Origin of the sequence: Herbaspirillum sp., assembly GCF_035644555.1 — a bacterium.
Classification (GTDB): Bacteria; Pseudomonadota; Gammaproteobacteria; order Burkholderiales; family Burkholderiaceae_D; genus Herbaspirillum.
Genome location: NZ_DASQOH010000001.1, coordinates 14,410 through 35,085, shown reverse-complemented (window position 1 = coordinate 35,085; position 20,676 = coordinate 14,410). Strand labels below are relative to the sequence as shown.

General features: G+C 64.5%; 17 protein-coding genes. 7 read left to right on the top strand and 10 right to left on the bottom strand.

The window, feature by feature from the left end; all coding sequences use genetic code 11:
* Positions 1 to 115, bottom strand: a 115-nt coding sequence (locus VE092_RS00160) for a LysR family transcriptional regulator (RefSeq protein WP_324872616.1), incomplete at its 3' end; no start/stop codon positions are given.
* Between the two features lie 110 nt (positions 116 to 225).
* Between VE092_RS00160 and VE092_RS00155 the strand changes: the two genes are divergently transcribed.
* Both VE092_RS00155 and VE092_RS00150 read left to right on the top strand, forming a co-directional pair.
* Complete coding sequence (locus VE092_RS00155; RefSeq protein ID WP_324872614.1) at positions 226 to 1,326, top strand: alkene reductase; 1,101 nt, start codon at positions 226 to 228, stop codon at positions 1,324 to 1,326.
* 344 nt (positions 1,327 to 1,670) lie between these two features.
* Entirely contained in the window at positions 1,671 to 5,441 is a 3,771-nt protein-coding gene (locus VE092_RS00150; protein WP_324872612.1) for an autotransporter domain-containing protein, read from the top strand.
* A gap of 30 nt (positions 5,442 to 5,471) precedes the next feature.
* Here VE092_RS00150 and VE092_RS00145 read toward each other — a convergent pair whose 3' ends face one another.
* From VE092_RS00145 to VE092_RS00130, 4 genes are all read right to left on the bottom strand, one after another.
* Complete coding sequence (locus tag VE092_RS00145; protein WP_324872610.1) at positions 5,472 to 6,140, bottom strand: SOS response-associated peptidase; 669 nt, start codon at positions 6,138 to 6,140, stop codon at positions 5,472 to 5,474.
* Positions 6,141 to 6,247: 107 nt separating this feature from the next.
* The gene (locus tag VE092_RS00140) at positions 6,248 to 6,406 is read right to left on the bottom strand and encodes a hypothetical protein (protein WP_324872608.1); all 159 of its coding nucleotides are present in this window, start codon (positions 6,404 to 6,406) and stop codon (positions 6,248 to 6,250) included.
* Between the two features lie 233 nt (positions 6,407 to 6,639).
* Positions 6,640 to 6,762 (bottom strand): hypothetical protein, encoded by a 123-nt coding sequence (locus VE092_RS00135; RefSeq protein WP_255411918.1) that lies wholly within the window; start codon positions 6,760 to 6,762, stop codon positions 6,640 to 6,642.
* 246 nt (positions 6,763 to 7,008) lie between these two features.
* Positions 7,009 to 8,391 (bottom strand): iron-containing redox enzyme family protein, encoded by a 1,383-nt coding sequence (locus VE092_RS00130; protein ID WP_324872605.1) that lies wholly within the window; start codon positions 8,389 to 8,391, stop codon positions 7,009 to 7,011.
* 262 nt (positions 8,392 to 8,653) lie between these two features.
* On the opposite strand from VE092_RS00130, the gene VE092_RS00125 reads away from it, so the two are divergent.
* The gene (locus tag VE092_RS00125) at positions 8,654 to 8,902 is read left to right on the top strand and encodes a DUF3297 family protein (RefSeq protein WP_324872603.1); all 249 of its coding nucleotides are present in this window, start codon (positions 8,654 to 8,656) and stop codon (positions 8,900 to 8,902) included.
* Between the two features lie 111 nt (positions 8,903 to 9,013).
* On the opposite strand, the gene VE092_RS00120 is transcribed toward VE092_RS00125, so the two are convergent.
* The 3 genes from VE092_RS00120 to VE092_RS00110 form a co-directional block, all read right to left on the bottom strand.
* The gene (locus tag VE092_RS00120) at positions 9,014 to 9,418 is read right to left on the bottom strand and encodes an AraC family transcriptional regulator (RefSeq protein ID WP_324872601.1); all 405 of its coding nucleotides are present in this window, start codon (positions 9,416 to 9,418) and stop codon (positions 9,014 to 9,016) included.
* 14 nt (positions 9,419 to 9,432) lie between these two features.
* Positions 9,433 to 10,956, bottom strand: coding sequence for a methyl-accepting chemotaxis protein (locus tag VE092_RS00115; protein ID WP_324872599.1), 1,524 nt, complete (start codon positions 10,954 to 10,956; stop codon positions 9,433 to 9,435).
* Between the two features lie 217 nt (positions 10,957 to 11,173).
* Entirely contained in the window at positions 11,174 to 11,983 is an 810-nt protein-coding gene (locus VE092_RS00110; protein WP_324872596.1) for a substrate-binding periplasmic protein, read from the bottom strand.
* Between the two features lie 691 nt (positions 11,984 to 12,674).
* Between VE092_RS00110 and VE092_RS00105 the strand changes: the two genes are divergently transcribed.
* From VE092_RS00105 to VE092_RS00095, 3 genes are all read left to right on the top strand, one after another.
* The gene (locus VE092_RS00105; protein ID WP_324872594.1) at positions 12,675 to 12,995 is read left to right on the top strand and encodes a hypothetical protein; all 321 of its coding nucleotides are present in this window, start codon (positions 12,675 to 12,677) and stop codon (positions 12,993 to 12,995) included.
* A gap of 242 nt (positions 12,996 to 13,237) precedes the next feature.
* On the top strand, positions 13,238 to 14,143 hold the full coding sequence (rarD, locus tag VE092_RS00100; RefSeq protein ID WP_324872592.1) for an EamA family transporter RarD: 906 nt from the start codon (positions 13,238 to 13,240) through the stop codon (positions 14,141 to 14,143).
* Positions 14,144 to 14,254: 111 nt separating this feature from the next.
* Positions 14,255 to 15,826, top strand: coding sequence for a sensor domain-containing diguanylate cyclase (locus VE092_RS00095; RefSeq protein WP_324872591.1), 1,572 nt, complete (start codon positions 14,255 to 14,257; stop codon positions 15,824 to 15,826).
* A gap of 34 nt (positions 15,827 to 15,860) precedes the next feature.
* Here VE092_RS00095 and VE092_RS00090 read toward each other — a convergent pair whose 3' ends face one another.
* Both VE092_RS00090 and pepN read right to left on the bottom strand, forming a co-directional pair.
* A complete protein-coding gene (locus tag VE092_RS00090; RefSeq protein ID WP_324872589.1) occupies positions 15,861 to 16,862 on the bottom strand; it encodes a class 1 fructose-bisphosphatase in 1,002 nt (333 codons plus the stop codon).
* A gap of 77 nt (positions 16,863 to 16,939) precedes the next feature.
* On the bottom strand, positions 16,940 to 19,636 hold the full coding sequence (pepN, locus tag VE092_RS00085) for an aminopeptidase N (protein WP_324872587.1): 2,697 nt from the start codon (positions 19,634 to 19,636) through the stop codon (positions 16,940 to 16,942).
* Between the two features lie 371 nt (positions 19,637 to 20,007).
* On the opposite strand from pepN, the gene VE092_RS00080 reads away from it, so the two are divergent.
* Positions 20,008 to 20,661 (top strand): DUF4136 domain-containing protein, encoded by a 654-nt coding sequence (locus VE092_RS00080; RefSeq protein WP_324872585.1) that lies wholly within the window; start codon positions 20,008 to 20,010, stop codon positions 20,659 to 20,661.
* Positions 20,662 to 20,676 lie beyond the last annotated feature (15 nt).

Sequence of the window (20,676 nt, the reverse complement as noted above, 5' to 3'; positions counted from 1 at the left end):
ACAGCGCATTGGACAGCGCCGCCTGCGTCATGCCCAGCCGGGCGGCGGCGCGGGTGACGCTGCGTTCTTCCATCAGGGCCACGAAGACCGGCAGGAGGTTCAGATCGTATCTCATGAAGATATATTCTCCACGATAAATCTTTTTTATCAATAATAAATTGGCCGAATGACTCGCCAGCGCCGATGATGACCTCCGTCGCTACCCAACCTGAAGGAGTCAACATCATGTCCCACCCCGGAACCGATCTGTTTTCGTCGACCCGCATCGGCGCCATCGACGTCGCCAACCGCATTGCCATGGCCCCACTGACGCGCTCGCGCGCTGACATGCAGGGCGTGCACAGTGAACTGGCCATCGAATACTATCGCCAGCGCGCCTCGGCCGGTCTCATCATCAGCGAAGCCACCAATATTTCGCGCGAAGGCCGCGGCTATGCCTTCACCCCAGGTCTCTACACCGAGGAACACGTCGCGGCCTGGCGCAAGATCACCGATGCGGTCCACGCGGCAGGTGGCAAGATCGTCAACCAGCTTTGGCACGTAGGCCGGGTCTCGCATAGCTCATTGCAGGAAAACGGCGCAGCGCCGGTCGCCCCCTCGGCGATCCAGGCGGGCGAGCTGGTATTCCTGGAGTCGCAGACGCAGGCAAGGCCCTCCATGCCACGAGCCCTGGAGACCGCGGAAATCCCGCGCCTGCTGGAGGATTATCGCCACGCTGCGCGGCTGGCCAAGGAAGCCGGCTTCGATGGGGTGGAAGTGCATTCGGCCAATGGCTATCTGCTGGAGCAGTTCGTGCGCGACAGCACCAATCACCGCACCGACCAGTACGGTGGCTCGCTGGAAAACCGCGTGCGTTTCCCGGTGGAAGTGGTCACCGCCGTCGCCGATATCTGGGGTGCCGATCGCGTGGGCGTGCGCCTGTCGCCGCTGACCCGCTCGGCCGGTGACATCCCGCTGGACAGCGATCCCGAGCGTACCTACCTGTACTACGCCGAGCAACTGGGCAAGCTGGGCCTGGCCTATCTGCACTGCGTCGAAGGCCAGACCCGGGGCAGCAACGCGGCATCGGAATTCGATTTCAAGAAGCTGCACGCCGCCTTCGGTGGCCTTTACATCGCCAACAACAGCTACCAGCGCCAGATGGCGATGGATGCGGTCGCCTCGGGGCATGCCGACATGGTGGCCTTCGGCCGCCCCTTCATCGCCAATCCCGACCTGGTGGAACGTCTGCGCCTGGATGCACCCTGGGCAGAGGCGGACCGCAATACCTTCTACGGTGGCGGCGCCGAAGGCTATACCGACTATCCGACCTACCAGGCCGCCTGACTCGATGACCTGGCTGGCACTGCCGTCGCCCGTGATGTTGATGGGGACGGCAGCGCCGTCTCCTGAAGCCCGCTCCCTGCCCTGCCCAAGCCTGTTCCAGGGTTGCGTACGGCCACGCCGCAATCCCGCCCAGTGAAACCGAAGTAGCGGTCAACGGGAATGATCATGCCTCTCCTGTGCGCAAGATCACAAAAAATCATCTCTCCCGCCAAAATATCGTTTTGATGCTTGTAAAATCCTTGCGGGTTTCCGTAAAGATCAATCAACAACAAGCATCGGCTGCAACGCCAGCTCATCCGCTAAGAGATGTCGGCAACAGGCAGCCTCTACCCAGGGGGGGAATCATGCAATCGAAGCGCAGCTTCACTCATGCAAGGCCGTTGCCCGTCAGCGCACTGGCAACACTGCTGCTGATCGGCAGCGCCGCGCACGCCCAAACGGCGTCGTGGACCGGCAACGTCGACAACAATTGGACCAACGACAGCAACTGGCAATGGACGGGGGCAGCACCTACGCCCACGGATGCTGCGGTCATCAATGCCTATCCCGGCGTCGATCCGGTGCTTTCCAGCAACACCACCATCCAGGCACTGACCGTCGGCGGCAGTACGGTGGGCAACCTGCAGATCAACCAGGCGACGCTGAACACCTCGTCGGTCCTGATCGGCAACAGCAACGGTTCCAACGGCACCATTACCGTCACCGGCAGCGGCACCAATGGCAGTGCCAGGCTCAACAGCAGCGGTGACGCCTTCGTTGGCCTCAATGGCGTCGGATCGTTGACGCTTGACGCCGGTGCGGTCGCCAACGTCAGCGGCACCACCTATGTCGGCGGTGCCAGCGGTGGCGTAGGCAACCTCACGATCAATACCGATAGCAGCCTGATCGGCAACGGCCTGGTCATCGGCAACACCGGGGCGGTCGGCACGATGCAGGTCGATGGCGGTGTCGTCAACCTGAGCGGCTCGGTGGTGCTGGGTAGCGGCGGCGGCAGCAATGGCAGCGCCAGCCTGATCAACGGGGCCCAATGGCTGATCGGCGATCGCCTCACCGTCGGCAGTGGCGGCAACGCACACCTTTCCATCACAGGCGTTTCCACGGTGGATTCGGTCACCGGCGTGATCGGTACCGCCGGCAGTACGCTGGCCACCGTCAACATCAGCGGAGCCGGCAGTCGCTGGACCAATACCGGTTCGCTCTTCGTAGGCACGGTCAGCAATGGCAACCTCACCATCAGCGACGGTGCCAATGTCAGCAGCGCCAATACGGTAATCGGGCGCCAGGACACCTCCAACAGCAGCGTCAATGTCAGCGGCGCCGGTTCTTCGCTGGCGGCGGGCAACCTGACCGTGGGCGGTGACGCCGGCTCCGGCTCCACTGGCGGCACCGGATGGCTCACTGTCAGCGGTGGCGCCAATGCCACCGCCGCGGTCGTGCATCTGGGTGACGTCACTGGCGCGCGCGGCACGCTCACGGTCAACAATGCCAACTTCACCGCCAGCGACCGGCTCTCCATCGGCTATGGCAACGGCGGCAGCGGCAACCTCAGTATCAGCAACGGCGGCGTGGTCACCGATACCGGCGCCCTGGTCGGCCACCTGGCCGGCAGCAGCGGCAATGTCACCGTGTCCGGCAGCGGCAGCAAGTGGATCAATACCGGCGTGCTCTACGTGGGCAACGAGGGCAACGGCAACCTGACCATCGCCAACGGCGGCAACGTCACCAGCACCGATGGCTATGTAGGGACCGAAGCCGGTTCCAACAGCAGCGCCCTGGTCACCGGCAGCGGCTCGGTCTGGAACCACTCGGGAGACTTCTTTGTCGGCCACAACAATGGCGCCACGGGCAGCGTAGTCATCTCGGCCGGTGGCCGTATCAACGATGTGCAGGGCTTGCTGGGCGACCTCAATGGCGCCTCCGGCACCATGACGGTGACCGGCGCCGGCTCCACCTGGAGCAGCAGCTCGGACGTCAACGTCGGTCGTCTGGGCAACGGTACGCTGACCATCTCCGATGGTGGCCAGGTCACCGGCAACCGCAGCTATATCGCCAACAATGCCAACAGCAACGGCAGCGTGACGCTGACCGGTGCCAACTCGGCCTGGATCACCACCAATGCCTTGCATGTCGGGGCCGGTGGCAATGGCACCCTGACCATCAGCGACGGCGCGCGCGCTACCGCCTCGGTGATCCGTATCGCCACCAGCAGTGGTTCCACAGGTACCCTCAACGTCGGTGCCGCGCCTGGCAGCACGGCAGCCGCGCCCGGCCAGCTCGACACCGCATCGCTGGCCTTCGGCGCCGGCAACGGTACGCTGAACCTGAACCACAATGCCAGCGGCAGCAGCAACTACACGCTGGCGGCGACCATCTCGGGCAACGGCACGATCAACCAGCTGGCCGGCGAAACGGTCTTCAGCGGCAACTCGACCAGCTTCGCCGGCAGCACCAATGTCAATGGCGGCAAGCTCAGCGTCAACGGCGTACTGGGCGGCACAGTGCGCGTCAACAGTGGCGGCACCCTCTCCGGCACCGGCACGGTGGGCAGCACCACGGTGGCCGCCGGTGGCACGCTGGCCACGGCCGGCACTTCGACGCTGACGGTCCTGGGCAACCTGAACCTGCAGGACGGCGCCACCACCCAGGTCAGCACCAGCGCCGACGGCAGCGGCGGCCTGATCCAGGTCAACGGCAATGCCGCCCTGGCCGGCAGTCTGTCCATCGCCGCCGGTAGCGGCGCCTATGCGCTGAGCACGCCCTATACCATCCTCTCGGCCAGCGGCACCGTGAGCGGCAGCTTCAATGCCGTGCGCAGCGACTTCGCCTTCGTCTCGCCCACGGTCAGCTATACCGGCAACGCGGTGCAATTGACGATGGCGCGCAATGGCAACAGCTATGCCTCGGTCACCACCACCGGCAACCAGGCCAGCGTGGCCAATGCCCTGACCCGGATCGGCCAGTTGCCCGGTCTGTCCAGCGTCATGCGCGCCAAGCTGGCGCAGATCGATAGCCTGTCGGCAGCACAGGCACGCAGCGCCTTCGAAAGCCTGAGCGGGCGCGCCTATCAGGGCCTGTCCACGCTGGGCCTGATGGGCCAGTCGCTGCAGACCCTGGGCAACCGCAACATCGGCGGCGGGTCCGCCTTCTCCGGCGGCAGCGGTTTTACGATGAGCCAGCTGCAACTGGCCTCGGCCGAGACCGATCGCTATGACTACCAGTACAGCGCCGCCACCATGACCGACAGCAGCAATGGCAGCAGTGGTCTGTGGCCCCTGCGTGTGCGCGAGGATGGCGGCGCCTGGGCGCAGGTCGCGGGCGGCCATGGCAATACCCGCTCCGACGGCAACGCCGCCGGCTACACCAGCAACAGCAATGGTCTGCTGATGGGGGTGGAACGGGTGCTGGATGATCGCTGGAGCGTGGGCCTGGCCTATCACTACGACAATACCCGCCTGGCCTACAACACCGCCGGCGACAGCGCCAAGGTCGAAGGCCATCAGGTCGCCGTGTATGCGCAGTACCAGAGCGGTGACTGGCGCTTCAAGGGCATCGTCGGTTATGGCCGCAACCAGTACGCTACCCAGCGCAGCATCGTGATCGGCAATGATGTCTCGCGCGCGGCCGGTGACTACAACGGCGATGAACTGGGCCTGCATGCCGAGGCCAGCTATCGCATCGATCGCGGCAGCTACGTGTTCGAGCCGCTGGTCTCGCTGCAAGGCACACTGCTGCGCCAGGACGCCTTCTCCGAAACCGGTGCCGGTGTGCTCGGCCTCAATGCCAGTGCGCAGACTTCACGCTCGGCAGTGTCGATGGTGGGTGCCCGCTGGCACCTGCCGCTGCGCGAGGATGGCAAGCTGCAGAGCGAACTGCGGGCCTTCTGGAGCCATCAATGGCTGGATGCCGGCGGTAGCCTCAATGCCTCCTTCCAGGGCGCGCCGGGCGTCAACTTCCAGGTCGCCGGCCTGCAACAGAAGCGGGATGGGCTGGTGCTGGGTGCCGGGCTGTCCGGCAGGCTGGGGCAGGCGTCCACCCTGTTCCTCGACTACAACCTGGGCTTGAACGATCTGCAGACCCAGCATGCCGTGGTGGCCGGCTGGCGTTATCGCTGGTAACCCGCTGGTCCGGGTGGCAGCGCGGATGCTTCAGAACAGGAACCCGCTCTGCTGCCCGCCCGCCTCCGCCTTGGGGGCCGGCCACGCCTTCATGGCCGCGGCCGGGTAGTTCAGCAGCATAGCCGCCGCCCGCTCGGGCGTACCGGCCTGGAGCCATTGCCCGTAATGCGCGCGCGGGATGATGACCAGGTTGCGCTTTTCCTCGCCGGGCTTGTGAAAACGACTCATCAACGGATGGGCATCGGCGTTGATGGTGATCTGGGTAAACGAAAACGCATATCCGCCTTCGGCCTCCTCCCACGCCCGCCACAGGCCGGCCACGCAGAACGGCTCATCGTCAGCCATGCCGATGGCCCAGCGCTGGGCGCGTCCGCTTTCGTAATTCGGTTCATAGAAATACTGCATCGGCAGCAGGCAGGTGTGCGCGCGGCGCCAGGCACCGGCATAGCTGCGCTTTTCGCCGATGGTCTCGGCGCGGGCATTCATGGTCGATATCTGCAGACCGGGTTGCAACTTGCGCCGGGGCATCATGCCGTAGGTGCCGACGATCAGCTCAGGCTCGCCCTGCAGGCCGGCGCGCACCACCGGAGCAGCATAGTCCTGCCAGGTTTCCTCGGGCCAGTCCGGGGTGGCGCTGGTATCGGCCCCGGTCAGGGCGGTGATCACGGATTTGGGAGTGGGCTTGTAGTTGACGCACATGCGGGGTGGTTTCTCACACTGAAGGCGGCTGATTGTGCCACAGTGCGCGCGCAACGGGGCGCGGGCACAGGGCGGTGGCTCGGCACCGCCCTGGCTGCGGCCGCCGCTCAGCTGAACATGCGGCCGATCAGGCGCGCCCCCACGTGCAGGATCATGGGCAGCGGCGATTCGTAATCCATGGCACCTGTGAAGATGCTGTCGGCGCGGGCGGCGGTGGCAACCAGGGTCAGGATCAGGCCGGTGAAGAGGGTGCTGAAGATGCGCATGATGTTCTCCGATTCAATGTCAATGTGGTGACGGGTCGTCAATGTGAGGCTTTCTGCCGATACGCTTCCGGGCTTGCGTTTGCGTTTCGGCATGGGTGTATCTTGAGGCGACGCAGTTACACATCGATGTCAGAAGTTCGCGCGATTGTTTCAATTGACATCAGGCGGGAGATCCGGCCAGGCAAGAAAAAACCGGCCTCTCGGGCCGGTCTTTTCCGGGCGCATTGAAACGCTTACGCTGCCTTCTTGGCTTCCAGCGTGGCTTCTTCCAGCGCCATCAGGGCTTCAATGGCGGCAATGAGCATGCCGATGCGGTGGCGACGATAGACCAGGCGTTTTCTGGAACGGATGTTCATGATTTCTCCTACGACCGGCGCGGCGCCGATCCAATGACAGATGTGGGGTAGGCCGCGACTTGCGGCGCGGCGATCAGGCATGGTCCGCTGTGTGCGTTGCCGCGTGGGAACGCTGGCAACACTGACTCGAGCGGATCAAGGCCGGCAATTATAGCCGAGCCGGGGCAAGGCCCGTCCGTTTCCTTGGTGATGACACTCCCGCTCGACGGGAATTGCGCATGCCATCCGTGCTTTCCTGCCACACCGTTATGCCACACATGCTGTCCGGTAGAGGGCGCTGAAGCGCCGTGTCGCTTCCAGGCCCGGCACGAAGTGATGGCGGCCAGGCGACATCTGCTCCACCAGCACATCAAGCTGCTGGGTTGAGCCAATGACGGCGCGTGGCCCACCCTGCGGCGCCATCGACTCCATCTGGCGCCCGCGTGCCAGCGCGCGATAACTGGGCTGGCGCTTGGCGTCATTCCAGCCTGTTTCTATCCATTCACGGATGGTTTGCTTTTCGTAATCGTCGAAGACACCGAACATCTGCCCGCCCGGCGCATCGATGAGTCGCCAGAAACGGCTTTCTTCTGCCGGCGCGGCCCGGATTATCCATCTGGCCTTGGTCAATTCCTCCAGGAAACGCGCCATCCCGTCCGGCTGCTCCAGCCATTGGTTGACGGTCTTGCCACCGATGCGGCAGTAGTCGGAATGCATCATCCGGCCGAACTGCGCCTTGTCCTGCATCACGCTCACCACCTCCTGCTCAAGGTCGAAGGACTTGATCACATCCATCGTGCTCAGGCCCAGGTCGTTGAGCAGGTAGCCCCGCCGCACGCCCTGCATGAACTGTTGCGGATCGGCTGCCTGTGCTGCCACCTGGGCCACCGCATCCGCGGCCTTGCGTGCATGTCCGCTGGCAGCGTTGTCGATGGTGACGTGCAAGGTGAAATAGTAGGGATCAATCCCCAGTTCGTTGAGCTCGTAGGCGGTAATGAGCAGATGCAGAGGCAACTGTTCATAGCCCAGGTTGAAGCCGAACATCTCCGCTTCGTATTGCCCGCCGTGGTAGGCCAGCGCCAGCTGGAGTGCGCCCTGCACGTAATGAGGTTCGGACAGGGGCAGGGCCGGTTCGCCGCCATGGGCGGCCAGCAGGCTGCGGTACAGGCTGACGTGGTTCATGGCAGGGTCGCCATCACCCAGCTCTTCGAGATAGGTCAGGATCAGCGGGCGGAACAGCGGGTCACGCCAGCGTTCCAGGACGCTGTAGAGCCAGGCGCCATCGACCAGCTTGGTCGGGGCCACGCGGCGCAGAAAATTGAGTGCATGCGCCTTGCCGCTGAAAAAGCGACGCGGCGCCCCCGCCTGACGCTCCTGAAGATAAGCAGCATAATCCTGACCGACATCGGCCGCGCGCCGCTCCATCCACCCGGCCAGTGCGTGGGCATCCTCGGGGAGATCACAGGGCAGCGCTTCGGCGGCCCGCAATTGCTGCTCCAGGTATAGACGGGCCGATGCCAGCGCGTCTGCCTCGGGCGCGGGCGCCAGCAGCTTGCCATGCAGCAGGCTGGGCACAAGCTCATCGGCCTGTGGACGGTAGGCCCGGGCGGCCGATTCGGCGGCCTGCATTTCCTCGACAGTAGATCGCATACATCCTCGCGCAAGATCAGAGGCCTCAAGGATGCGATGCCAGGGGCGGCCGCGCTATCGGCGCGCGGCCAGCCTTGCTGTCGGAAAATGCCCGGTGGATAGTAGGACGATGCCATGCCGGCGCAGCGATCTCCGTCAGTGGAGGGGAACCCCTGAGGCGTCTGGAAAGTACAAGAGCAAGGCTTGACACGACAGCAATACAGGCCCGCCTGCGGATATGAAATAATTGTCTTGCCCGTTTTTATATCCGATAATCGCGCCCATGAACGATACCGCACAACGCCCCGCCTTCCCCGACCGCCTCAGCGTCGATCCCCGCAGCCCGCATTACGATGCCGCCATCTTCGAGCATGACATCGGCATCAAGCTCAACGACAAGGAATTGAACAACGTCAGCGAGTATTGCATCAGCGAAGGCTGGATCAAGATCCCAGCCGGCCGCGCGCTGGATCGCAAGGGCAATCCGATGATGACCAAGCTCAAGGGACGGGTCGAACCGTTCTATCGCTGAGTCCCGCCGGCCTTCCTGTTGCTGGGCCCGCGGCGCAAGCTGCGGGCCTTTTCATTTCGGCCATCGATGAATCGAAGTGCATTGATCGATCCGGACGATAGCTCGACGGCGCTACGCGGCCGCCCCGCGAGCCGCGCGCAGGCGCCATTCCTGCACGGTCATGCCGCAGATGCGCTTGAACTGGCGCAGGAAATGACTCTGGTCGTGAAAACCCACGGCCACCGCCACCTCCACCACGGTACGGCCCGGGTCGGTCAGCAGCAGGCGCGCGCGCTCCAGGCGCCGGCGCAGCATCCACTGGCACAGGGTATGCCCGGTGCTGGCCTTGAAGACCCGGCTGAAGCAGCTGGAAGACAGGTGGCACATCGCCGCCAGCGTCGAAACGGTGAGGTTGTCCTGCAGATGGGCCTCGATATGGTCGAGCACCAGCCGCTCCTGCTCGCTCGATAGACGGCGGTAGTTGGGGTCCAAGGCCGCCCGGGGGCGCACGGCAGCGGTGGCGGAAGAAGAGCCCATGCGCGCCCGCGACCTCAGGCCTGCAGACGGAATACCGTCACCAGCTGGGCCAGCTGCGCGGCCTGGTCCTGCATGGAAGCGGCCGCCGCGGCGGCCTGCTCCACCAGCGCCGCATTCTGTTGGGTTACCTGGTCCATCTGCGTGATGGCGCGGTTGACTTCCTCGATGCCGGCACTCTGCTCGCGGCTGGCAGCGCTGATCTCGGCCACCACATCGGCCACGTGCCGCACGCTGGTGACGATCTCCTGCATGGTGCGGCCGGCCTGTTCAACCAGATGCGAACCGTTGTCCACCTTGCTGACCGAATCCTCGATCAGCCCCTTGATCTCCTTGGCGGCCTGGGCGCTGCGCTGGGCCAGGCTGCGCACTTCCGAGGCCACCACCGCAAAGCCGCGCCCCTGTTCGCCGGCGCGGGCAGCTTCCACGGCCGCATTCAAGGCCAGGATATTGGTCTGGAAGGCAATGCCGTCGATCACCCCGATGATGTCCGCAATCTTGGTCGAGGCACTGTTGATGTCGGCCATGGTGCCAACCACCTGCTCGATCACCTTGCCGCCGTCGGCCGCCACGCCCGAGGCGGTGATGGCCAGCTGGTTGGCCTGGCTGGCATTGTCGGCGTTCTGGCGCACGATGGAGGTGAGTTCTTCCATCGAGGAGGCGGTCTCTTCCAGTGCACTGGCCTGCTGTTCGGTACGCGAGGACAGGTCCAGGTTGCCGGCGGCGATTTCGCCGGAGGCGGTGGTGATGGTGTCGGTGCCCTGGCGCACACCCTGCACGATGCCCGACAGGCTGCGCCGCATGGTTTCGATGGAGTGCAACAGGCTGTGACGATCATTGCGCTTCAAGGCCACCGCGGTGGACAGGTCGCCCTGTGCGATCTGCTCTACGATCTCGACGGCCCGTGCCGGCTCGCCACCCAGCTGGCGCAGGATGGAACGCAGGATGAAGGCGGCCATGGTGGCGATCGCCCCCATCAGCACCGCCCCCAGCAGCAGCAATACCAGGGCATTGCGGTAGAAGGCCTGGTTGATGTCGTCGATGTAGGCGCCAAAGCCGATGGTCCAGTCCCAGGGAGCGAAGCGGGTGACCGCATACAGCGTCTGCACCTTCTCGGTGGTGTTGGGACGGGTGCCTTCGGCGATGAGCAGGCCGATCTCCCGGCCTTGCAGGGCGGCGCGATAGCGGTCGCCATCTTCCTTGGCGGTCTTGTCCTGGATGCCCACGCGCTTGGGATTGGGGTGCACGTAGTTGAAGTCGTCGGTGTAGCCGCGCACGAAGTAGTAGTTCTGTTCCTTGGCAAAGCTGCCGATGATCATCTTGGCTTGCGCCTGCGCCTGCTCGCGGGTCAACTTGCCGGCCTGTTCCTGGGCCTGCGCCTTCTCCGCTGCGGCCTTGGCCAGGGTCACCAGCAGCGACAGCTGCGCCTCGCGCTCTTCCATCATGGTGCGCCGGAGGGTGGTCAGCGAGACGGCCGCAATGACCAGGATGCCGATCAGCGTGGTGGCGCACAGCCAGATGATTTTGGTTCGCAGCTTCAAAGGGTCCTCTCCGTCTCTAGGTAGGCAAACCTGCACCGCCCTGTTCTGGTCGCGGGCTTTCGGTGTGGGCGTGGATGTGAATGGGGTCACGCTCACCCTGGACGGTCGGCCGGGGCGAGCGGTAAAGGCGACAATGTAACCCGGCCGCCTCCCCGGCCTAAGCCGGAACAGCGCGGCTTTCGGGCATCAAACCGCTTCTTGCGCGGGGGCGGCGGCTTTATCGCGCCCGCGCCGGCTCGTCCTGCCCGGCGGGATCGATGCGCAGGTCGCTCTCGAAGCTCTGCAGGACGGCGCGCAGCTCGCCGCGTTTCTGCATGGCTTCCAGCTGGGCATTGATGCGCGGCAAATATTTTACGCAGGGGCTGGCCTTGCTCATGGCGATGAAGTTGTCGGTCTCGCTGACGAAGGGCCGCAACGGCAGGAAATTCCCGCCCTGGCCGGTCTGGTTCAGGTAGATCATGCCGCTGTAGTAACCGGTGATGAGGTAGTCGATACGCCCCGAATCGAGCTTGGTGAAATTCATGTAGACCTTCTGCGCGGTCTCGATGATCAGGTTGTCCCGCATGAACTCGTCGAAGCCGCCACCGAACTGGTTGCCCAAGGTGATTGCGCCGCGCTTGCCGATCAGGTCCTTCCAGCCGGCATAGGAAAAGCGCCGGTCGCGGGCGACGAAGACGGCGATCGGATTGCGGAACAACGGCACCGTCGCATAGGCCAGGTACTGCTGGCGTTCCGGCGTCATCTTGAGCGAGGAAATCAGCGCCACCTCGCCGCTTTCCGCTTCCTTGAGGACGCGATGGAAAGGCCCGACGTAGCGCACCTCGTAGGGAATGTCGAGCGCAGCGAGCGCACGTGTGGCGATCTCGATGCTGGCACCGGTCAGGCGCTTGCCGTCGTACCAGTGCAAGGGCGCGTAATCGGAATCGGCCGACACCACCACCTTCTTGCAGTCGGCGGCCTGCACCGCCAGCGGCACGGCCGTGAGCACTGCGCAGGCCAGCAGGGTCGTTGGCAGGAAATCATGCATGCTGTCCCCCTTCCTCGCTTTATCGGCTTGTTCGCTTTGTCAGCTTCATCATGACGTCACGTCGCAGCGGCGTCATTGCTTTTGATCGGCTCAGCATAACCCGGTTGGGGCGCACATCGAAATGAATTTCACGTGCCTCTGGTGGAGGGCGCTTTTTTTGCGACAGCGAATCGATGCAGGCTTGTCGCAGATCAAACCGGATGGCCCTGCTGGGAGGCAGTGATACGTTTTGTAACGAAACTGGCAAAGGCTGTCAGCTGCCGCACTGACAGCCATGCCGCCCCTCGCTGCCGACCACTTGCGCCCAGGCGCAACCCTGCAGGCCGCCAGCGGTCAGGGATGCGCACGGATGAGCCGGCGCGGGTCAGGCATGCTTGCGCCGCCGTGACCCCGCCGCCGGCTCCGCAGCGCCCCGGCGCGACTGTCGGACAGGCCCGAAACGTCTGACAACAAGATGCTGGGCTTTCCGACTGATGACGCGCCGCCGGCTTCCTATGATGACTCCAAGTTTTCCGCAAACGCCGCCATCCAGGTGACGCCCTACCGGTCCTACGGGCGTTTGGGAGAAAACGATGTTCCCGGACTGCTGCCGCCAGCCTGCTCCCCCGAGGCTTCCGTCGTGATGTATCGGGTGCGATCAGGTGCCGCACACAGCAGGCAATAACCCATCAAGGAATAAAGGAGAACAGCCATGACCAAGACCTTCCTCACCGCCGCCGTACTGGCCGCCGCCACCTTCGCCACCGGGGCCTATGCCCAGTCCTACGATCAGGGCAGCAGCGGCATGCAGGGTACGCCCCAGCAACAATACAATGCCTCGCCGTCCTCTTCTTCGCAGTCGCAGTACTACAACTACCAGGGTGAGCAGACCAGTTCCCCGGCAGGCCTGCAGGAAAGCGGCCAGAACGGGCAGTATGTGGACCCCAAGGGCTACGAAGTACCCAATGGTCGTCCCAACAACTATGCACGCGAACTGAAGGATGGCCCGATGGGCACTTCCCCGGGCGCCTGATCCGGGATCATCCAGTACAGTCGTGCGGCACCCTGCGGGGTGTCCGTGTGAAAAGCTCCGGTCACGCACCGGAGCTTTTTTCGTCCGCGATCCGAACCAGGGGATTGCCGCCGACAAGCCTTGGGGACATTTCCACGCCCGGGTCTCGGGCTGACTTTGACCGGGCATGGCAGGCCATCATGCCGTAGAATCGCGCATTTGCCGGCGCTGCACCCGCGCGCCGGGCGCACCCTGGTCTGCTCATGCATCCTCAAGAAATCGGCCGCGGTATCGGCTTGTCCGTACTGGCTTCGGCCCTGTTCGCCTTCCTCTCCGGCTATACCCGGCTGCTGGCGCCGCTCGACGGCACCGAGATCTTCGCCTGGCGCATCCTGGGCACGCTGGTGACCGTGCTGGGCCTGCTTGCCTGGCGCGGCGAACTGCCGCAGCTGCGGGCAGCGCTGGGGCAGTTGCTGGGGCGCCCCGGCGCCTGCCTGCTGACGCTGGCGATGACGGCCCTGCTGGCCCTGCAGCAATGGCTGTTCCTGTGGGCCTCGGTCAATGGCCGGGCGCTGGAGGTGTCGCTGGGCTATTTCCTCCTGCCGCTGGCGATGGTATTGGTGGGACGCTTCTATTACGGCGAGAAAATGGGCCTGCTGCAGCGCATGGCGGTGCTGTGCGCCTGCGTGGGCGTGGCGCACGAGCTGTGGACCACGCGTGCCTTTTCCTGGCCGACGCTGGCCGTGGCGCTGGGCTACACGCCCTACTTCATCCTGCGCCGGCGCATCCGGCTGGACTCGCTGCTGATCTTCGCGGTGGAGCTGATGGTGCTGGCACTGCCTTCCCTGGTGGCCGTGCTCATGAGCGCGTCCCTGGCAGCCACCGTGCAGACCCCGTCCATGTGGCTGCTGCTGCCCGGCTTGGGCGTGATCAGCATGATTGCCCTGACCAGCTATTTGCGCGCCGGCAAGCTGTTACCGATGGGCCTGTTCGGCATCCTGGGCTATGTCGAGCCGGTGCTGCTGGTGCTGGTGGCCATGGCGGTGCTGGGCGAATCGCTGCAGCTGTCGCAGCTGGGCACCTACGGGCCAATCTGGCTGGCGGTCCTGCTGACGGCCCTGCATAGCGTCAGGCTGATGCGGCGACCGGCGATCCAGCCGTCGAATTGAGGGCATTTTTCGGGACTGATCGCGGCGCGATGCAGCGCGCCTTCTCCTTATACTGGGTCCAACGGCCGCCCGTGGATGGGAACAGTGCCGCCCGGAGGGGGGAGATATCACATGCGGCCAATGCTGGCAAAGGCGGGACGGGTCGCGCGCCATTCGGTGGCGCGCCGCGCGCGCCTGTTCGTGGTCCTGATCTGCATTGCCATCGCCGCCGGCCATACCTGGCAAAGCCTGAGCGCCCGTCTGGCGCAGGTCGAGAACACCCGCATCTATTCCGGTAATATCGCCAAGGCGCTGGCGCGTCATGCATATGATGTGTTCCAGGCCACCCACGGGTCCCTGATCAACATCAGCGACCGCATCTACGAAACCGGCGTGGACCCCGCCCACACCCGTGGCATGTCCCCCCTGCTGCGCCAGCTGTCCAAGGAAATGCCGCAGCTGGACGGGCTCTACATCTACGATGCCGCCGGCAACCGCATGGCCAGTTCGTCCATACCACGGCCGGCCGATGCCAACAATGCCGACCGCGAATACTTCATCTACCATCGCGACCACGAAGATACCGAGCCTCACATCAGTGCGACGCTGATCAGCCGCAGCACCGGGCAATGGATCATTCCCATGTCGCGCCGTCTGAACCATTCCGACGGCAGCTTTGCCGGCGTATTGCTGGCGACCCTGCGGGTGGACCACTTCAACGCGCTGTACCAGACAGTCGATATCGGCAAGAGCAGTTCCATCCTGCTGGTGCTGCGCCCGGGCACGGTGCTCACGCGTCAGCCCTTCGAGGCCGGCTACATCGGCCGCGACATCACCGCAGATCCCGGCATCCGTCAGTTGCTGGGCGGTCTGGCCAGCGGCCATGCGGAACTCCTCTCGCCGCTGGATGATACCTATCGCTACCTGTCCTACCAGTCGGTGCAGGCGTTCCCGCTGGTGGTGACGGTCACCATCGCGCGCGATGAAGCCCTGGCCGACTGGCGCCAGCAGACCATCGTCTATGGGGCTGCGGTCACGCTGCTGTTGGTCATCATTGCCATGTTCGGCTGGCGCCTGATCGGCCAGATCGAATTGCGCCTGGCGGCCGAGGATCGCGCCCTGCAAGCCATGGGCGACCTGCGCCAGGCCAATCAGCAACTGGAACTGCTGGCGCACCAGGACGGCCTGACCACCCTGGCCAACCGGCGCCACCTGGACATGGTGCTGGATGCCGAGTTCCGGCGCGCCATGCGCAGCGGCGCGGCCCTGTCGCTGGTGATGATCGATGTCGATTTCTTCAAGCAGTACAACGACCTGTATGGCCACCAGGCCGGCGACGAATGCCTGCGTCGCATTGCCCTGGTCCTGAAGGAGCGCCAGCGCCGGCCGGGCGACCTGGCGGCACGTTACGGTGGTGAGGAAATGGTGATGCTCCTGCCCGAGACCGATGCCGAGGGCGCCATGGTGGTGGCCGAGAAAATACGCGCCGGCATCCAGGCGCTGGACCTGGGGCATCGCGGCAATCCGGTAGGCGTGGTGACGGTCAGCGCCGGCGTGTGCGGGCTGGATCTGCTGGCCGGCGCGTCGCGCTCGGTGGAGGAACTGCTGGGGCGGGCCGATGCCGCGCTCTACGAAGCCAAGCGCGGCGGCCGCAACCAGGTGCGCATGGCGCAGGCGGGAATGCCTGCGCCGGCGCCGGTGTGAGCCAGCGGAGGCCGGCCGCTGCCGGCCTCAAAACTTACTGCTGGTGGTAGGAGGTGACGCGGTCCACTTCGTTCTTGGAACCCAGGAACACGGCCACGCGCTGGTGCAGCTTCTCCGGCTGGATATCCATGATGCGCTGCTGGCCATCGGTGGCGGCGCCGCCGGCCTGCTCGACGATGAAGGCCATCGGGTTGGCTTCGTACATCAGACGCAGCTTGCCCGGCTTGCCGGGTTCGCGGGCGTCGGCCGGATACATGAAGATGCCGCCGCGATTGAGGATGCGATGCACGTCGGCCACCATGGAGGCGATCCAGCGCATGTTGAAATCCTTGCCGCGCGGACCGGTGGTGCCGGCCAGCATTTCATCCACGTAGCGCTTGACGGGCGGGAACCAGTGGCGCTCGTTGGAAGCGTTGATGGCAAATTCCTTGGTGTCCTCGGGGATGCGGATGTCCTTCTGGGTCAGTACCCAGGCGCCCATTTCGCGGTCCAGCGTGAAGCAGTGCACGCCGTCGCCGGTGGTCAGCACCAGCACGGTCTGCGGGCCATACACGGCGTAGCCGGCAGCGACCTGTTTGGTGCCCGGCTGCATGAAGTCCTGTTCGGTCGGCTCGGTCATGCCCTCGGGTGCCTTCAGCACCGAGAAGATGGTGCCGATGGAGACGTTGACGTCGATGTTGGAGGAGCCGTCCAGCGGATCGAACATCAACAGGTATTCACCCTTGGGGTAGCGATTGGGGATGCGGTGGATGGTCTCCATTTCCTCGGAGGCCATGGCCGCAAGGTGACCGCCCCACTCATTGGCTTCCAGCAGGATTTCATTGGAAATCACATCCAGCTTCTTCTGCACCTCGCCCTGCACGTTTTCGCTGCCGGCGCTGCCCAGCACTTCGCCCAGCGCACCCTTGCCGACGGCATGCGAGATCGACTTGCAGGCGCGACCGACGACTTCGATCAACAGGCGCAGTTCGGACGGAATCTTGTTGTGCAGGCGCTGCTGCTCGATCAGGTGTTGCGTGAGGCTGATGCGTTTCATGATGGTCTTCCTTGTGGGTGGTTTTATGATTTATGAATGAGGGAAATAATAGTCGGACAAATTATCTGTTCAACTGATCAATTGGCCAGCGCCTTGGTGATGACTTCGGCCACATCGCGCGACAGCTTGGGCGTGGCAGCCACCTGTTGCAGGGCCAGACGCATCTTTTCCTGCAGCGCCGGGGTGTACTTGCGCCAGCGGTCCAGGCTGCGCGCCAGGCGCGCTGCGACCTGGGGATTGCTGCCATTGAGGGCGATGACCTGCTCGGCCCAGAAGGCGTAGCCGTTGCCATCCAGTGCGTGGAAGGCGGACGGATTGCCGTTGCAGAAGCTGAAGATCAGGCTGCGGGCGCGATTGGGGTTCTTCAGGGTGAAGGCTGGGTGTTCGGTCAGGGTGCGCACGGTGTTGACGTCGGCATTGCGGGCCGTGGCTTGCAGGGTGAACCACTTGTCGATGACCAGGGCTTCCTGCTCGAACTCGGCATAGAAGCGTTGCAGTGCCTCGCTCTTGGCCGGCGCGGCGCTGTTGAGGATGGCCGACAGCGCGGCCAGGCGGTCGGTCATGTTGTTGGCATCCTGGTCCTGTTGCCGGGCCAGGGCCATGGCCTCTTCGTCATCCAGTTCGGCCAGGTAGGACAGGGCCACGTTCTTGAGGGCACGACGGCCGGCAGAAGCGGCGTCCGGGCTGTAGGCACCGGGCGTCTGGTGGCTGCGGTAGACGGCCAGCAGCTCCTCGCGCAGTGCGCGCGCCAGCGAGCGGCGCAGGAACTGGCGCGCCACATGGATGGCGTGCGGGTCGATGACTTCCATCTGCTCGGCGATCATGGTCTCAGACGGCAGGGTCAGTACCAGTTCACGGAAGGCCGGGTCCAGCGATTCGTCCTGCAGGGTGGCGCGCAGGGCATCGGCCAGGGCGCCATCATGTTGCAGGTTGTTGAGTACGGTGTCGACCGCCACCACATGACCGGACTGGCGTGCCGCCTGCACGGCCACGGTGAGGTTCAGCAGGCGCCGGGTGGCCAGGCGCTGGCCGGCTTCCCAGCGGTTGAAGGCGTCGCTGTCGTGGGCCATCAGGAAGGCCAGCTCGGCATCGCTGTAGTCGAACTGCAGCACCACCGGTGCGGAGAAGCCGCGCAGCAGCGACGGCACCGGTTTCTGGTCGACGTTGATGAAGCGGAAGCTTTGCTTGGCCTTGGTCAGTTCCAGTACGCGGGTGGTGGCACCGGCTTTCTTTTCCCCCTCCAGGGTCAGTGCCAGGTCGCGGCCCTGGGCGTCCAGCAGGCCGACGGCCACGGGGATGTGGAAGGGCTGTTTCTTCTTCTGGCCGGGCGTGGCCGGGCAGCTTTGCTCCAGGGTCAGCGTCAGGGTCTTGCGCTTGGCATCGTAGTCGGCGGCCGCCTGCAGCAGCGGCGTGCCGGCCTGGCTGTACCAGCGCTCGAACTGGGACAGGTCGCGGCCATTGGCGTCGGCCATGGCGGCGCGGAAATCGTCGCAGGTGACGGCCTGTCCGTCATGCCGTTCGAAGTAGAGGTCCATGCCCTTGCGGAAGCCCTCGCGGCCCAGCAGGGTCTGGTACATGCGCACCACTTCGGCGCCCTTTTCATAGACGGTGACGGTGTAGAAATTGTTGATTTCCACATAGGAGTCGGGGCGCACCGGATGGGCCATGGGGCCGGCGTCTTCCGGGAACTGCGCCTGGCGCAGCACGCGCACGTCGTCGATGCGCTTGACGGCGCGGCCGCTGTCGCTGCCGATCATGTCGGCCGAGAATTCCTGGTCGCGGAAGACAGTCAGGCCTTCCTTCAGAGAGAGCTGGAACCAGTCGCGGCAGGTCACGCGGTTGCCGGTCCAGTTGTGGAAGTATTCGTGGCCAACCACCGCTTCGATGTTGGCGAAATCCACATCGGTGGCGATGCGCGGGTTGGCCAGCACGAACTTGGTGTTGAAGATGTTCAAGCCCTTGTTTTCCATGGCGCCCATGTTGAAGTCGCCCACCGCGACGATCATGAAGCGCTCCAGATCCAGGTCCAGGCCAAAGCGTTCGACGTCCCAGTCGATGCTGTTCTTGAGCGAATCCATGGCGTGCTGGGTCTTGTCCAGGTTGCCCTCTTCCACCCACACCTGCAGCAGTGCATCGCGGCCCGAATGCAGGCGTACAGTCTCCTCCTGGCAGACCAGTTGACCGGCTACCAGGGCGAACAGGTAGGAGGGCTTCTTGAACGGGTCTTCCCACTTGGCGTAGTGACGGCCATCGGGCAGCGCGCCCTCTTCGACCAGGTTGCCGTTGGACAGCAGCACCGGGTAGCGGGCCTTGTCGGCGCGCAGCATGACGGTGAACTTCGCCATCACGTCCGGGCGGTCGGGGAAGTAGGTGATTTTGCGGAAGCCCTCGGCTTCGCACTGGGTGAAGAAGTTGCCGTTGGACACATACAGGCCCATCAACGAGGTATTGCGGTCCGGGTGGATCAGGGTTTCGATTTCCAGCTCCACCCTGGCCGGTGCGGCGGGGATGCTGAGCACGCCGCCAGCGATACGGAAATCGCCCCTGGCCTGCGACAGCGTCTTGCCGTTCAGGCGCAGGGCGACCAGTTCCAGTTCTTCGCCGAACAGCACCAGGTCCTGCCCCTTGGCGGCCGGGTTGCGGGTCATCGTGATACGGGTGGCCACGCGGGTGTCGGAGGGATCGAGGTCGAAGCCCATCTCGACGGTGTCGGCCAGGTAATTGGGAGCGGCGTAATCTTTACGGAAGATCGTCTGGGGCGTATCGGTGCGCATGGAAGCCTGTCCGGAATGGAAATGGAGAATGGAGATGAGGTGAACGCGACGACAGTCGCAAACCAAGTCAGGTGTAGCAAAAAACCCGATTTTACCAATCATCCCGCGCCGCGCGGATGGCGAGGAATGAAAATCGGGTGACTTGCCCTGAGAGACCGCCACCTCGCCGCATGGTTCGCCATGGCCGCAGGAGGGCACTACAATAGCGAGCTTGGCGCCCGCCCCAGGATGGGGCATGGCCACGCGAGCAGTCTGCGCCCCGGGATAGAAAGCGGCGGCGCCCGGTCCTACTGCTGCCACGCGGCGCCCGATGCGCAGAAAGCCCAGCCATCCGCCCGGCAGCCGGCCTTTTCCACTGGAGTCACTTCATCATGAAACGCTGGATTTATATCTTCATCGCGGCGGCCAGCCTGCTGCTGTCCGGCTGCGCCTCGGTGATCGAGAGCAATGTCACCTCCTTCCACGCCTGGTCCCCGGGCGACAACGGCAAGCCCTATGCCTTCGCGCCCACGCCGGCGCAGGAGAACGACCTGGAATACCAGAGCTATGCCGGGCTGATCCGCCAGGAGCTGCAGTTCCTGGGCTTCACCGAGGCGGCCGACCGCAAGCAGGCGCAGCTCAACGTCAGCTTCAGCTACGGCATCAATACCGAACAGGTGGTGGTGAGCCGGCCGGCCTACGATCCCTTCTTCTACGGCCCGACGCCGGGCTGGGGCCGCTTCGGGCCACGTCCTTTCGGCTTCTATGGCCCCTACGGTCCGTTCTATGACCCGTTCTGGTATGGCGGCCCCATGCAGACCACCAGCTATCCGGTATTCCTGCGCCGGCTGCAGATCGGCATCAGCCGTGTGACCGACGGCAAGAAGCTGTTCGATGTGGTGGTGGACAGCGAAGGCAATCGCGCCGGCCTGACGGCGGCCATGCCCTACATGGTGCGTGCGGCCTTCGAGGACTTCCCCGGTCCCAGCGGCGTGACCCGCCACGTGCGCATCAAGGTGGACAAGGATGGCCAGCCGGTAGACTGACCGGCGCTGCGGTAG

Bases quoted from the DNA above. Each gene is read 5' to 3' on its own strand.
- VE092_RS00155 (WP_324872614.1), top strand. From the start codon at position 226: ATGTCCCACCCCGGAACCGATCTGTTTTCGTCGACCCGCATCGGCGCC.
- VE092_RS00135 (WP_255411918.1), bottom strand. From the start codon at position 6,762: ATGAACATCCGTTCCAGAAAACGCCTGGTCTATCGTCGCCACCGCATC.
- VE092_RS00080 (WP_324872585.1), top strand. From the start codon at position 20,008: ATGAAACGCTGGATTTATATCTTCATCGCGGCGGCCAGCCTGCTGCTG.
- rarD (WP_324872592.1), top strand. From the start codon at position 13,238: ATGCATCCTCAAGAAATCGGCCGCGGTATCGGCTTGTCCGTACTGGCT.
- VE092_RS00130 (WP_324872605.1), bottom strand. From the start codon at position 8,391: ATGCGATCTACTGTCGAGGAAATGCAGGCCGCCGAATCGGCCGCCCGG.
- VE092_RS00150 (WP_324872612.1), top strand. From the start codon at position 1,671: ATGCAATCGAAGCGCAGCTTCACTCATGCAAGGCCGTTGCCCGTCAGC.
- VE092_RS00145 (WP_324872610.1), bottom strand. From the start codon at position 6,140: ATGTGCGTCAACTACAAGCCCACTCCCAAATCCGTGATCACCGCCCTG.
- pepN (WP_324872587.1), bottom strand. From the start codon at position 19,636: ATGCGCACCGATACGCCCCAGACGATCTTCCGTAAAGATTACGCCGCT.
- VE092_RS00140 (WP_324872608.1), bottom strand. From the start codon at position 6,406: ATGCGCATCTTCAGCACCCTCTTCACCGGCCTGATCCTGACCCTGGTT.
- VE092_RS00120 (WP_324872601.1), bottom strand. From the start codon at position 9,418: ATGGGCTCTTCTTCCGCCACCGCTGCCGTGCGCCCCCGGGCGGCCTTG.
- VE092_RS00105 (WP_324872594.1), top strand. From the start codon at position 12,675: ATGACCAAGACCTTCCTCACCGCCGCCGTACTGGCCGCCGCCACCTTC.
- VE092_RS00125 (WP_324872603.1), top strand. From the start codon at position 8,654: ATGAACGATACCGCACAACGCCCCGCCTTCCCCGACCGCCTCAGCGTC.
- VE092_RS00095 (WP_324872591.1), top strand. From the start codon at position 14,255: ATGCGGCCAATGCTGGCAAAGGCGGGACGGGTCGCGCGCCATTCGGTG.
- VE092_RS00110 (WP_324872596.1), bottom strand. From the start codon at position 11,983: ATGCATGATTTCCTGCCAACGACCCTGCTGGCCTGCGCAGTGCTCACG.
- VE092_RS00090 (WP_324872589.1), bottom strand. From the start codon at position 16,862: ATGAAACGCATCAGCCTCACGCAACACCTGATCGAGCAGCAGCGCCTG.